At 63.4% G+C, this 14,744-nt stretch carries 8 protein-coding genes; all 8 read left to right on the top strand.

The annotated features are described in order from the left end of the window. Window positions 1-25 precede the first annotated feature (25 nt). Genes AC1DD5_RS06530 through AC1DD5_RS06565 form a run of 8 tightly spaced genes read left to right on the top strand, consistent with a single transcriptional unit; the run spans window position 26 to window position 14,735 of the window. A complete protein-coding gene (locus AC1DD5_RS06530; RefSeq protein WP_477520957.1) occupies window positions 26-1,297 on the top strand; it encodes a DUF58 domain-containing protein in 1,272 nt (423 codons plus the stop codon). Further along, on the top strand, window positions 1,294-3,783 hold the full coding sequence (locus AC1DD5_RS06535; protein WP_477520917.1) for a transglutaminase TgpA family protein: 2,490 nt from the start codon (window positions 1,294-1,296) through the stop codon (window positions 3,781-3,783). Before AC1DD5_RS06530 ends, AC1DD5_RS06535 begins: the two co-directional genes overlap by 4 nt. Beyond that, a complete protein-coding gene (locus AC1DD5_RS06540) occupies window positions 3,776-5,158 on the top strand; it encodes an RDD family protein (RefSeq protein ID WP_477520918.1) in 1,383 nt (460 codons plus the stop codon). The genes AC1DD5_RS06535 and AC1DD5_RS06540 overlap by 8 nt, the downstream gene beginning before the upstream one ends. Next, window positions 5,155-6,051, top strand: coding sequence for a PP2C family protein-serine/threonine phosphatase (locus AC1DD5_RS06545; protein ID WP_477520919.1), 897 nt, complete (start codon window positions 5,155-5,157; stop codon window positions 6,049-6,051). The genes AC1DD5_RS06540 and AC1DD5_RS06545 overlap by 4 nt, the downstream gene beginning before the upstream one ends. Next, entirely contained in the window at window positions 6,038-7,828 is a 1,791-nt protein-coding gene (locus AC1DD5_RS06550; RefSeq protein ID WP_477520920.1) for an FHA domain-containing protein, read from the top strand. Before AC1DD5_RS06545 ends, AC1DD5_RS06550 begins: the two co-directional genes overlap by 14 nt. After that, a complete protein-coding gene (locus tag AC1DD5_RS06555; protein ID WP_477520921.1) occupies window positions 7,825-9,525 on the top strand; it encodes a serine/threonine protein kinase in 1,701 nt (566 codons plus the stop codon). The genes AC1DD5_RS06550 and AC1DD5_RS06555 overlap by 4 nt, the downstream gene beginning before the upstream one ends. 48 nt (window positions 9,526-9,573) lie before the next feature. Beyond that, window positions 9,574-10,278, top strand: coding sequence for a hypothetical protein (locus AC1DD5_RS06560; RefSeq protein ID WP_442006335.1), 705 nt, complete (start codon window positions 9,574-9,576; stop codon window positions 10,276-10,278). After that, window positions 10,275-14,735, top strand: coding sequence for an FtsK/SpoIIIE domain-containing protein (locus AC1DD5_RS06565; protein WP_477520922.1), 4,461 nt, complete (start codon window positions 10,275-10,277; stop codon window positions 14,733-14,735). The genes AC1DD5_RS06560 and AC1DD5_RS06565 overlap by 4 nt, the downstream gene beginning before the upstream one ends. The last annotated feature ends 9 nt before the right edge of the window (window positions 14,736-14,744 follow it).

The raw sequence follows: 14,744 nt of genomic DNA on the forward strand, positions 1-14,744 counted from the left end.
CGGTGCTTGGCAGCGCAAACCCGGCATCCAGAAGGCTGGCAAACTCCATCCTTCGGCCGTATGGGCTGAAGCAGTGGGAACAGCAGGTGACGTTGTCGCACCGGCATGGGCCAAGGTGCGGGAACTGTGGCTTCGCTTCGCTTGGCCTGTCCTTTCCGTGGTGAGTGTGCTCGGCTGGGTGGTCCTTGCTGCGGCTATTGGGCTGTGGATCGCGGGGCAGGCCTGGGGTTGGCAAGAGGCGAAGTCTGCCGCCATGGTTGCTTTCCTGCTGTTTCTGTTGGCGGTCGGCTTCATCGTTGGCCGCTCGGCTTACGGCGTGGTCCTGGACCTGGCCCGCACCCGTGTGGCAGTGGGGGACGATGCAGTTGGCAGCATCGCAGTGTCCAACGTTTCGGCCAGGCCGCTGTTGCCCGCCGCGTTGGAGTTGCCGGTGGGTGCCGCGACCGCTGTCTTCCACTTGCCCCGCATGAAGCCGGCCCAGGTACATGAGGACCTTTTCACCATTCCGACGGCACGGCGTGCTGTGATTGTTGTCGGTCCCGTACGATCCGTGCGTGCTGATCCGCTCCATCTACTGCGGCGGCGCGTGCTCTGGACTGAGCCGGTGGACCTTTTCGTCCACCCGCGCACCGTACCGTTGGGAGGCTCGGCTGCCGGCTTCATACGCGACCTCGAAGGCATGCCCACCACGGAACTTTCCAGCGCCGATGTGTCCTTCCACGCATTGCGTGACTACGTTCCGGGGGACGATCGCCGCCACATTCACTGGAAGACAACGGCCCGCACCAACAAACTAATGGTCCGGCAATTCGAGGAAACGCGCCGCGCGCACCTGGCTATTTCGCTCTCCATCAACACCGACGAGTACGATTCCGAACCCGAATTCGAAATGGCCATTTCCGTTGCCGCATCCATCGGCCGGCAAGCCATCCGGGAGCAGCGTGAGCTGGACGTCCTGACCCAAAAGGGACCGCTCCGCTGTGAAACGGGCCGCAACCTGCTGGACGACATGACCAGGATTGTGGGGGCGCCTCTTCGGAAGACCGCCGTCGATCTCGCCCGGAACCTCTCGGATACCGTTCCCAACGCATCGGTGGTGTTCTTCGTGGTCGGGAGCCACGTCACGGCAACGCAGCTTCGCACCGCGGCGGCGTCCGTTCCGCCGGGCGTTCGGAGCCTGGCCGTCCGCGTCCAACCTGGAGCGGCGCCGTCGAGGGCCAACATTGCAGACCTGACGGTCCTTACCGTTGGCGACCTCGATGACCTGGCAATCGTGCTGAGAAAGGCGGCAGCATGAGCACCGCACCAAATCTTCGCGCGCGCCGCAGGGACAGCAGCAGTGGCGCCAGGCGTGCCAACGCAGGCTCGCCATTCGCCGACGGCCGGCCCCTGTGGCATTTTGCCGTGGACTGCGGTGCCCTGGTGGTCCTGCTGTTCCTGGGCGTGCTTGGCTTCAGCTTGAGCTTCGGTGGCGACCCGCGTTACATCATCGCCGGCGTGGGCGGCATTTTCCTCGGGCTCGGTATCGCGATCCTGAACGCGCATCTCCGTTTGGGACTGCTGATCACCTCCGCACTGGGTTTCGGTGCGTACATGCTGTTCGGTTCGGCGTTGGCTGTGCCGGACTCAGCCGTCCTCGGGGTCCTGCCGAGCCTCGACTCGCTGCAGACCTTGCTGCTGGGGATCGTGTTTGCCTGGAAGGACATGCTCACGGTCGGCGTGCCAGTGGGCACGGCCAACGGCATGCTCATTGTGCCGTTCCTCAGTTCAATGATCACCGCGCTGGCTGCGGGTTTGTTGACATGGCGCCTGAAGAGTCCGTACTGGCCGCTGCTGCCGGTCCTGGTCCTCTTCGTCACCGGCATCGCCTTCAGTACCAGCGCAGGCTTCCTTAATGTGGAGCGCGGCATTTCGCTGACTATTGTCTCGATCCTCTGGGCGACGTTCCGCCGTGACGCACTCCGGCAGAGCAGCACCAAGACCGTTTCGGCCAACAGGGCTGAGTCCGACGCCGGTGCTGCCCGCCGCGGGAAGCTTCGCCGCCTGGGGACTGCTGCTGCCGTGGTGGTAGCCGCCGTCGGAATCACGGCAGTCGCTTCGCCTTTGGTGACTGCGAGCGACGACCGGAAGGTACTGCGCAACACGATCGTTCCGCCGTTCGACCCCCGCGACTACATCACGCCGCTTGCGAGCTTCCGTAATTTCGTGAAGGACGAGAAAGACCAGACGCTGTTCACCGTGAAGGGTCTGCCCAAGGACGCACGCGTGCGACTTGCGGCGCTGGATGCCTTTAACGGCCTGAACTACACCATGGATCCCAACAGTTCCGGCAACTTCAGCAAGGTGGGGGATGCCCGTTCGCTGAACACGCTGGCCGATACTGGAAGCCCTGTAGCCGGAACCAATTACACGCTGGAAATCAGCATTGAGGACTACCAGGGATATTTTGTCCCGGGCGGCCGCCACACCACAGGTATGAGCTTCCTGCAGAGCTCCGGGGCGGCGTCGGGCCTGTACTTCAACGCCGGCACCGATACGGCAGTGACCACCAAGGGCCTGGCAAAGGGCGACAACTACACAGTCCAGGTTTCTGATCCGGGAACTCTTGAACATGGCCAGCTGACGCAGTACGACTTCGCCAAGCTCACGTTGCCCGAAGCCCAGGAAGTACCGCCGATCGTCGCCTCGCAGGCAAACGAGCTCTCGGCTGACGCTCCCACGGCGATCGACCGGGTGCGGCAGATCGAAGCCCATTTCCAAAAGAGCGGGGCGTTCAGCAACGGCCTGGTGGCCGACGGCCAGTTGCCTAGCTTGCCTGGTCACAGTGCGGCACGCGTTCGCAGCCTGCTCTCCGCCAAGCAAATGCTGGGCGATGACGAACAGTACGCCGTCGCGATGTCACTCATGCTGCGCCACCTGGGCATCCCTTCGCGCGTTGTCATGGGGTTCTATCCGGATCCCAAGAGCCCGGAAAACGGTGCGGGAGACGTCAAGATCCTGGGCAAGGACGTGCACGCCTGGGTGGAAGTGGCCTTCGACCGCGTCGGTTGGGTATCGTTCGATCCCACCCCGCCCAAAGACAACATCCCGATCCCGCCGGACCCGGAGAACAAATCCAAGCCCAAGCCTCAGGTGCTACAGCCGCCGCCCCCGCCGCAGGAGCCCGCGGACCTCCCGCCGGATTCCACCCCGGATGCCTTGGATGCTGACGAGAAGAAAAACAACCCGTGGCTGTTCTGGGGGCCGCTGCTTGCCGCGATCGGCGTGGCAATGATTCCGCTGGGGATTCTCGCCTTGCCGCTGTTGCTGATCCTCCTGCTGAAATCACGACGCCGGAAGGCACGTTTTCGTGAAGGCCACCCCGCCCAGCGGGTCGGCGGTGGGTGGAACGAGGTGTTGAGCCTTGCCACTGACATGGGCGCCTCGATCGACACCAAGTCCACGCGGCGGGAATCGGCTGCTGTCATCGCCGATGCCTTCCCTGTTACAGGGGCGACCACCACGATGTTGGCGCACAGGGCTGACGCCGCGGTTTTCGGGGCGGGGCAACCCAGCGAGGAAGAGGTCAAGGAGTACTGGGAGATCGTGGATTCCTCGCTTGAGGACATCACCGGAAGCGTTGGTTTCTGGAAACGGCAGCAGGCGCGGTTCTCGCCGAGGTCGTTGCTTTCCGATGGCAGGGCCGCGCTGCGCCGGCGGGAACAGACACCCCCGGCCCCCACGAAGGGTGGCATGTTCACCGCGGGCAACCTGTTCAAGAAGAAGGGCAGCATTGATGAGTAGTGAAGCTGAGCTGTGCCCGGCCTGCAAACACCCGGTCCGCCCCGGCGCAGCTTTTTGTACTCATTGCGGATCGCCGCTAACCAATCGTGGAGCCCGGAAGGAACGCAACGTCAACCGTGCCCAGGCTGCGGCCCTTGATTTCGCAACCCGGCAAGGCCTGCCCGATCCCGGTAGTATCTCGGTAGTGCCGGCGTCAACAGCACCGATGCAGCCGGGACGTGAAGCAGCTGCAAACGTACATCCGGGGCCAGGGGGGACCACAATGACTGCACAGCTCGAGCTGGTGCCGGCATCCGCAGGAAAACGACTGGGTGCCGCAGTGCTGGACTGGTTGGGACCCGTTGCCGTCCTGGCAACCACGTTCGCCCTTGGCATCGCGGGCATCACCCAAAGCCGGCGGAACGGCTTCATCGTCTACGACACCTCCCTGCTGGTCCTCTTGGGGAGCATCGGCCTCGGTGTCACAGTTCTGTACGTGTTTGTGCTGCTCGGAATCGAAGCCCGGTCCGGAAACACCATCGGTAATCAACTGATGGGCATCCGCAGCTCCGACGCCGATGGCTACGCACCGGGCGCCGGCGTGGTTTTTGTCCGTGGCCTTCTCACAGGCGGACTCCTTCTGCTCGGGACAATCCTGGGTGCTGTGCTGTTGGGCCTTGGCTTGCTTGGGTTGGTCCTGTGGATCACCCTCCCCCTCATGGTCCTTGGTGCGGTTTGGGCCGTCCTGGTGGTTGTTTCCAATGCCTGGGACAGGAACGGCAAGCTACGTGGCTGGCATGACAAGGCAGCGAAGTCCTTGGTGTTCGACGTCCACGCGGGCCGCAACCCGGTCGCTACTGGAGGGATCCAGGGGCCCTACAGCTTCGCGCCCGTGGAGCTGCCGCCCGTGCAGCCAGTGGTGTCACCCATGCCATCAATGTCCAGGGCAACCGCAATGGCAAACCCAGTTCCAGCCCCAATACCAAAGCCAGCTCCCGTTGCCCATGCCCACCCGGACGACGACGTCGAGCGGACGCAGATGCGCCCCGGAAATGCCTGGGTGGAGGCCGTGCTCCGCATCCGTGTTGACGACGGCCAGGACGTCGAGCTGGGTGGTACCGTCCTTGTTGGCCGCAATCCCGCACCCCAGCCTGGGGAAGCTGCGGAGCAGTTGTTGGCCGTCTCGGATCCTGGAAGGTCCATCTCCAAGACCCACTTGCACCTCCGTGCTGATCGAGATGGAGTATGGGTCACAGACCGCAACTCAACCAATGGCAGCGCTGTCACTACCCCCGATGGCCTCCAGACCCGACTTCAGCCCGGGGAAGCAGTTTTCGTCAGACCCGGTTCCACCGTTCACTTCGGGGACCGTTCCTTCCACCTAGGACAAGCATGAACTCACAGCCGGCCAGCCCCGCCGACGCCAACGCCGCTGGATCCGCCTTCCAACTCAGCTACGGATACGGCACGGACCGCGGACTGCGTCGCGAGCTGAACGAGGACTCCTTCATAGCTTCGGATCCCGTCTTCGCGGTGGCCGATGGCATGGGAGGCCATGAGGCAGGCGAGATCGCCAGTGGCGTGTGTGTGCGGACCCTGGGCAGTTCCCCTGTCCTCGCGGCAGGGGTCCGTTCGGCTTCGGCGGCGGACTTGCAGGAGTGCCTGTTGAAGGCCGACGCCAGCATCCGCGAAGCCACGGGAGCGCGTGCGGGCACCACGCTCTCCGGCGTCGTGGTGGTGGAACAAATGGGCGTGCCCTATTGGCTGGTCATGAACATCGGGGATTCCCGGACGTATCGCCTGAGCCAAGGGAATTTCGCCCAGATCAGCGTCGATCATTCAGAAGTCCAGGAGTTGGTGGACTCCGGTGACATCACGGCCGAGCAGGCTGCCGTTCACCCCCGCAGGCATGTGGTTACCCGCGCTTTGGGCACTGGCGACGAAACGGAGGCGGATTTCTGGTTGCTGCCCATTCAGGAGGGGGACCGGATCATGGTCTGCTCCGATGGGTTGAACGGTGAACTGGGGGATGACCACCTGTTCCGCATCCTCAGCACCGTGGCCCATCCGCAGGACGCAGTGGATGCTTTGATCCAGGCTGCACTGCGCAGTGGCGGACGGGACAACGTCACGGTGATTGTGGTTGACGCCAAGAACGTCCTTAACGACGCCGGCATCGCCACCACCGCGCCGCGCCCGGAGACCGAATCCGAGGTGGAGGAGGACACTCTCCCCAGGGCCTGGGTGACAGGAACTGACCAGGAGGAGGGCCTGGATGGAAAGCAGTAACAACCCGCCCCACGCCCGATACCAGCGTGGTGACTGGTTCGGCGTCGTCCGTCAGGGCACTGTGGTGCTGCTCGGTCCGGACACGTCGCCTGCCCTGATCGATTCCGTGTGGGAGCTCCTCGCGTCCGCGCCCGAAGCCCATGAGGTCCTCCACGAAGTGACCGAGGCTTTCGGAGTTTCCCTTAGTCGCATCCCGCCCTTTGGCATCATCGACTCCAAAGACGCCCTGCGCGTGTTCCTTCGCGGCGACCTCGAACTCGTTGTGAAAATGTCCGCCGGGGAAGAGGTGGTCTCTGGACGCGACGTGACTACCTGGACGGAGCGCCGGCTCACCGCGGCTGATTCGTACAGCCTGCGGATAGGCTCAAATCCTGGTAAAATCTCGACGCCGGATGGCAGCTTGCCGCTGGAGGAGGGCGTGGTTCTGCTTGCCTCCCTCGTGGTGGTGCTCCAACCCGCCACTGTGAAGGTTCCGGGGCTGGCAGTGGTTTCCGATGAAACCATGATTGGCTACGCCGATGCGGACCTCGGTCTGACCATCGCGCCCGGACATTCCGAAGGTCACCTGCAGCCGGAACAGCCCGAAAGTCATGTTGAGCCGGAGAGTCCCGAACAGCCCGAAAGCGCTGAAGAATCCTCGGACGTTCCCGTCCACACCAGCACCGCGGATCCCATAGTTCCTTCGCTGGAGACGACCACCAACTATGACCACCTGTGGGACAAGACGGTGATGCGCAACATCGAAGACGCAGCTGTGCGCGTGGACGACGAATCTGAGGATCACGATGCTCCGGCGGCCCATACGCCTGCGCCACAAACTCCGGCGCCACAAACTCCGGCGCCACAAACTCCGGCACCAGAAGTTCGGGCACCAGAAACTCCAGCACCAGAATCTCCGGCGTTAGAAAGACCCACGGCAGCATCGGCATCAAGTCCTGGGCATGTGCCTGCACTGATCGAGTCCGTTCCCTGGCTGCGAAGCCCTGGCGAAGTGCCTGCAGCTGACGAACGGGTCGAATCGATTGCTCCGCCACCAACCCCTCCCGCTTCAGGGAATCGCAACCCTGCGCCGCAGGTTCCGGCGGGATGGGAGCCGGCACCGGCGGGTTTGGCGTCGATGCCCGCGCTTCGGCCCAACACGCCAACGGACAGCACGCCAACGAACAGCGCGCCAGTGGGCAACCTGCCTTTGGACGGTGTCCCCGCAGAGGGCGATGCTGATCATGACGGGCAGACGATCATGAAGAGCAGCATCGTCAGCCAGGACGCACAAGGTGCTGTGCCCGGGGTTGCACCGAAGGATGCCGCGGCTGGCAATGGTCCCAGCGTTTTAGCACGGGTGTGCTCCCAAGGTCATGCCAACCCGCCTACATACTCCCAATGCGCCACGTGTGGTTCCGCCCTATCCGGTGATTCCCTCCAGGTCCCGCGTCCCCGCTTGGGCAGGATGCGGTTATCCACGGGTGAACTGATCGACTTGGATCAGTCGCTCATTATTGGGAGGCAGCCGTCAGTATCCCGCGTCCAAGGCGGCACGATGCCCAAGTTGTTGCAGGTGGAGAGCCCCGGCGGGGACATTTCCCGCTCACATGTCGAGGTTCGCTTGGAGGGTTGGCACGTCATGCTGTGCGACCTCAAAGCGACGAACGGAACCGTGCTCATTAGAGAAGGCCAAGCACCCCGCCGACTCGCCCAAAACGAGATGGCCATCCTTTTGGACGGCGACATCGCTGAACTGGGTGACGACATTTCATTGCGTTTCGAGGAGATTCTTTGAGTTCCAAGAGGCCCCCCGCGCCGCCTCCACCCATCCCCGGTTTCAAGTACGTCAGCCTGCTGGGCTCCGGTGGCTTCTCTGACGTGTACCTGTACGAGCAGGACAGGCCGCGCCGTAAAGTAGCCGTCAAGGTGCTGCTGTCCGACTTGAAGACCGAGGGCGCGCGCCGCCGATTCGAGTCCGAAGCGAACCTGATGGCGCAGTTGTCCTCGCACCCGTACATCGTGACGATTTTCGAAGCGGAAATCACGGAGAGCGGCCATTCCTACCTGGCCATGGAGTACTGCTCCCGGCCCAGCCTCGATGTCCGCTACCGCCGCCAGCGCTTCAGCGTGGATGAGGTCCTTGCCGTCGGCATCCAGGTGGCATCCGCCGTCGAGACCGCACACAGGGCCGGCATCGTGCATCGGGATATTAAGCCCGCCAACATCCTGGTCACCGACTACAACCGTCCCGCCCTTACCGACTTCGGCATTTCGGGGACCATTGGGGCCGATACCGAGGACGATGCCGGAATGTCCATCCCGTGGTCACCGCCGGAGCAATTCCGCGGCGGGGCCGTCGATGGCGTTCCGGTGGACATTTGGGCGCTTGGTGCCACGCTGTACACGCTCCTTGCGGGTCGTTCACCGTTTGTTCTTCCCGGCCAGGACAACTCGCAGCGGGAACTGATCTCCCGCATCACCAATTCGCCCCTGCCAAGGCTCGGCCGTGCTGACGTTCCAGAGTCCCTGGAACTCGTCCTGTCCACGTCAATGGCGAAGTCTCCGGAATCCCGCTACTCATCGGCCCACGCTTTTGCCTTGGCGTTGCAGCGGATCCAAACTGAGTTGAACCTGTCGGTGACGCCCTTCGAGGTGCTTGAAGAACCGGGTCACGGAGACGAGCAACACCCTGATGACAACTTCGAGGAAACACGCGTCCGCAGCATCGCCTCAATCGATCCTGACGCATCGGGAACTGCTACCACTGGCTCGGCTCCCACGTTCCCGGCACGGACCTTCCCGTCCACGGTTCCAGGAAACAACCCCCAGGCACCAGCACAGCCAAGTCCCACCCAATCAAACCCGGCCCAGCAAACCCCGCCGCAGTTCCACGTGCCAATCAGGGACTACCGACAGGCCGGGGAACCGGCGGTGGCGGAGTCGACGGTTCTCCGCGGCTGGCAGCCTTCGCGTCCGCAGGACGACGTAGGCGCAACGGTCCGGCGCTCGAAGGCACCTGCCGGCGCATCGCCGGCGTCCCAAGACGATGCGCCCGCTCTGGACCATGGCAAGCGCAATCTCTGGCTGGCGGCGACCGGTGCCACGGTTTTGGTGGTCGCCATTGTGGTTGGCGTGGTCCTGGGCGCTCAGGCGCAGCCGAAAGTGGCGCCCACGGAGACGTCAAGCAAGCAGCCCGTTGACGCCCTGGGCGATGGCGGGGTTCCTGACGTGGAAGGCTTGGTCGGCAAGCGCAGGGCGGACGAGCCCGACTTCGCCGATTTCGAGTGGAAGAACCCGCAGCCCAAGAAGGGCGACACGTACAAATGGCGATACAAGACAGCCGTCCTCGACGGTGAATACAGCAGTTCCGAAGTGGAACCCCATGCACTGGCCTATGGCACGGAATCGCCTCTTTGCATCCAAGTGCTGATAGTACGTGCTGACGGCAGTGCCTCGTCCGGAGGACAGGGATCCATTGCCTGCGTGGATTAGCAGGAGTCACATGAAGCTCATTTACGGCCATCTGAGGAGGCACAGATCATGGGGGATCTAGCAATAGATTTCTGTGGCGAATGGTACGAACCATCCGACGAAGACGTCTTTGACATCGGTCGGGAAGGCGACCTGGAGGTCGACGACAACCCGTACCTGCACCGGCGCTTTTTGCAGATTGCACGCTATGACGGCATGTGGTGGCTCAGCAATGTAGGCAGCATGCTCTCGGCGACCGTCGCGGACGGATCGGGCGGGATGCAGGCCTGGTTGGCTCCGGGCGCCCGGATTCCGCTCGTTTTCAGCCACACCAACGTGATCTTCACCGCCGGGCCTACCACTTATGAGTTCGCCGTGCATCTGAAGACGCCGTCCTTCCGGCATGAAGCCAGGGATGAGGACCAAGCGGGGGACACCACCATTGGCCCTGTGGTCTTTACCGACTCGCAGAAAGCCCTGATCGTCGCCCTCGCCGAGCCCATGCTGCGGCGGGATGGCACCGGCTTCAGCGCCATCCCGTCGTCGGCGGAGGCGGCCAAGAGGCTCGGGTGGGCCCTGACCCGCTTCAACCGCAAGCTGGACAACGTCTGCGACAAATTGGATCGCGTGGGCGTCGTGGGCCTGCGTGGTGGCGTGGGCAAACTCGCTACCAACCGCCGAGCCCGCCTGGTGGAGCACGCCGTGACCTCACACCTGGTGACAGCCGCGGACCTGTACCTTCTGGAAACCATGTCGGGAGCAGACGAAGCATGAAGTTCCGCTTGACCTTGCGGCGAGACCCCGCGGAAGCAAAGGACCTCGCCGTTACGGTGGATGGTCGCGCCACCGTGGCGGACATCGCCACCGAACTTTGGACCGCCGACCCCGCACGCAAGGGGACCGAACCGCCGTCGAACCTGTCCATCAGCGTGGACGAAGCGTTCGTGGGCGGAGGGCTTTCAGGCCATGTCCTCAGGCCCTCGGATAATCTGCTCGAGTCCGGGCTGCGGCCAGGGTCCAAGGTTTCGCTCGCGCAGGTGAGCGAGCAGTTCGCCTCGAACGGCAACGGCGGTACCAACGGCCAAAACCGAGGGTCAGCCGCGGCGACCTTGCGCGTTATGTCGGGGCCCGACGTCGGACGCGAATTTTCGCTGCCATTCGGCACCAGCTACATTGGCCGGGACAGGGACGCCGACATCCGTCTCTCGGATCCGCTGACGTCCAAGCGCCACGCGCGCATCACCGTTGGCGAGACCGTGGAGATCGTGGACACGAACTCGGCCAACGGACTCCTCATGGAGGGCTTGCCGGTCACCCGGGCGACGCTTGAATCCTCGGATACGGTGACCTTGGGCGATACCACCGTGGGAGTTGTGTCACTGTCGCGGAACCATGGAGGGGGCCCGTCATCGCCGCTGGTCGACTTCAACCGCTCGCCTCGTGTGCTGCCGAGATTTGAGTCTCCCAAGCGTGTGCCGCCAGCTGGCCCCAAACGTCCCGAACACCAACCATTCCCGTACATCATGTTGATCGCCCCGCTGCTGATGGGTGGCGTGCTTTTCGCATTCACCCAGAACCTGCTGTCGGTGCTTTTCATGGCCATGATGCCGCTGTTCATTGTTGGCCACTATGTGGATCACAAGATGCAGAGCAAGCGCCAGGCGAAGGAAGGCCATAAGCAGTTTCAGGCTTCCATGCTTGCGTTCCGCGAAGACATTGACCGGCAACAGAACATTGAACGGGCCGTGCGGCTTCAGGAAGCGCCATCCGTCAGCGATACCGTGGATGCCATCTACAAACTTGGCCCGCTCCTGTGGACCAACCGCCCTGAGCATCAGCATTTCCTTGGAGTCCGGTTCGGACTCGGATCTGCGCCGTCGCGGATTCAGTTCGAAGAACCCGGTGCCAACGAAACCGAACCCCGGTACATGAGGGAAATCCAGGAATGCCTGCAGCAGGTCCGCGTCATTGATGGCGTGCCGATCGTGTCCCAGCTGCGAACTTCTGGTTCATTCGGCGTGGCAGGGGACCGCAGCGTGGTGGACGATGTCGCCCGGGGCATGGTGCTTCAGCTCGTGGGCCTCCACTCGCCCGCGGAGGTCGTGTTAACTGCACTGACCTCGGCCCGCTCGCGTGAGCGTTGGGACTGGTTGCAGTGGCTCCCGCACGTTGGTTCCGGTCACAGCCCTCTATCCGGCGACCATCTGGCCGCAGGGCCTGCTGCTGGCGCCTCGCTGTTGTCGCGCCTGGAGGACCTGGTGGAGCAGCGCGAGACACAGGCCACAGAACCCGGTCCGCAGCCGCGTCCCGCGCTCAAGGACGAGCACGAAGAGATTCATGGCCCTGTGATCCCTGCCGTCCTGGTAGTTGTTGAGGACGATGCACCTGTGGACCGGGGGCGGCTGACGCGGCTGGTGGAGCGAGGCCCGGACTTCGGGGTGCACGTTATGTGGGTGGCAGCGAATGTGCAGTCCCTGCCTGCTGCTTGTCGGGACTTCCTCTCCGTCGACGGCGATCACGGCACCACCACGGGCCAGGTCCGTCTTGGCCGCCACACCTACCCGGTGAGTTGCGAAAGCCTCGACGCCGATCTCGCCACTCAGTTGGCGCGCATGATGTCGCCCCTGGTGGACGTTGGAAATCCGCTCGAGGACGATTCGGACCTCCCGCGTGCCGTTTCCTACGCCACCTTGATCGGCAAGGAACTGATGGACAACCCGCAGGCCGTCGCCGAACGCTGGCAGGAGAACAATTCAGTCCATGCCACGGCCGTGCCCAACCGCAAGGACAACGGAAGCCTGCGTGCCTTGGTGGGTTCCAAGGGCGTTGAACCCTTCTATCTGGACCTTAAGAACGAGGGACCACACGCGCTGGTGGGCGGAACCACTGGCGCTGGTAAGTCAGAGTTCCTGCAATCCTGGGTGATGGGAATGGCAGCGGCCTACAGCCCAGACCGCGTCAGCTTCCTGTTTGTGGACTACAAGGGTGGTGCCGCATTTGCGGACTGCCTGCACCTGCCCCACACTGTGGGGCTGGTCACCGACTTGTCTCCGCACCTGGTACGCAGGGCCCTGACCTCGTTGAGGGCCGAACTTCACTATCGTGAACGCCTCCTGAACCGTAAAAAGGCCAAGGACCTGCTGGCGCTGCAGCGTGAAGCAGACCCTGAGGCGCCGCCCTACCTCATCATCATCGTGGACGAATTCGCGGCGCTGGCAACTGAGGTTCCTGAGTTCGTTGACGGCGTGGTGGACGTTGCTGCCCGTGGACGTTCCCTGGGGTTGCACCTGATCCTCGCCACGCAGCGCCCTGCGGGCGTCATTAAGGACAACCTGCGGGCAAACACGAACCTCCGCGTTGCGTTGCGCATGGCAGATGAAGTGGATGCGGTGGACATTCTTGGCGTCCCCACGGCCGCCTACTTCGATCCCTCCATTCCGGGCCGTGGCGCAGCCAAGACCGGGCCAGGGCGTATCCAAGGGTTCCAAACTGGATACGCCGGTGGCTGGACCACAGAGAAGCCGCAGCGCCCCCGGATCGACATCGTGGAGATGGCCTTCGGATCCGGTCCCTCCTGGGAGCCACCGCCTGCCGCAGCTGTGGAGGAAGAACCCGCAGGCCCCAACGACATCGCCAGAATGACCGGCAACATCATCCGGGCGGCGGACTTCCTTGCGATCGAACCACCACGGAAGCCGTGGCTGAACGAACTAGCCATGACCTACGATTTCTCCAAGCTGCCAAACCCCCGCACGGACGAGCGACTCCTGCTGGGCGTGGCCGACGACCCCGCACACCAGGACCAGCCCACCGTGTTCTACGAACCGGACAAGGACGGCAACATGGCCGTCTACGGTACTGGTGGTTCGGGCAAGTCAGCGGCGCTGCGCGGAATCGCCATCGCCGCTGCCGTCACGCCGCGTGGTGGGCCCGTCCACGTGTACGGCATCGACTGTGGTTCCTCAGGTTTGAAGATGCTGGACGGACTTCCGCACGTGGGGGAGGTCATCAACGGCGACGACGTCGAGCGGGTTGGCCGCCTGCTGCGCTGGCTCAAGGAGGTCGCCGATGACCGCGCGACGCGGTTCGCCGAGGTCAGGGCTTCCACGATTGTTGAATACCGGCAACTCGCAAACCGTCCGGACGAAAAGCGTATCTTCATCCTGGTGGACGGCATGTCCGCCTTCCGTGAAGGCTATGAGTACAGCAACCTGTCCGCACTGTGGGACATCTTCCTCCAGCTGGCAACCGATGGACGTCCCCTGGGTATCCACTTGGTAGTGAGCGGTGACCGAACCAACTCTGTTCCGGCGTCGCTCCTTGCCTCGATCCAAAAGCGTTTGGTCCTGCGTCTGAGCTCCGAAGACGACTACATGACACTCGATGTGCCCAAGGACGTCCTCAACGCAGCCTCGCCTCCGGGCCGCGGTTTGCTCGATGGGCTGGAAGTCCAACTGGCAGTGCTGGGTGGTAACTCGAACCTGGCGTTGCAGGCGCGCGAAGTGTCCAAACTCAGCCAGGCCATGGTGCGCCAGGGCCTGGAGCAGGCACCACAAATCCAGCGGCTTCCGGAACTTGTGGACTTGGATATCCTGCCCACCGGTGTACCGGACAATCCTGTTATTGGCGTGGACGACGAGACCTTGGGTTCGGCCACCATCGCTGCCAAGGGTTCGCTCCTGCTGGCGGGGCCGCCAGGAGCCGGACGAACAGTTGCCTTGGTCACGTTGGCGTACGCGCTGCGGCGGTCCAACCCGCGGACAGATCTTATCTACATCGGCTCCCGCCGCTCTGCGGTTGCCTCGCTGAACATCTGGAGCAGGTCCCTGGTGGGGCCGGACGAGGTCTCGGACGTGGTGGATGACCTCATCGACAAAGCCACGGACAACCCGGGCAGCATGGCCATCTTCATCGAGGGCCTGACCGAGTTCACAGACACGTTGGCGGAATCGGGCGTGGGACGGTTGGTCACGGCTGCCATCAAGGCCGATCAATGGGTGGTGGGTGAGTCCGAAACGTCTACCTGGTCCCAGGCGTGGTCCTTGGCCCAGCCCTTCAAGTCGGGCAGGCGTGGACTGTTGCTCAACCCTGGAGATGTGGAAGGGGATACCCTCCTGAACACCTCGTTGGGCAGGATCAGCAAGGACTTCATCCCTGGCCGCGGGTACATCGTGGGACGTGGAAAGGTACGCAAGCTGCAAATTGCCATGCCGCCGGAGAATCGCAGCTAGGAGTCGGCT

The organism is Paenarthrobacter sp. 10L420 (assembly GCF_056395385.1).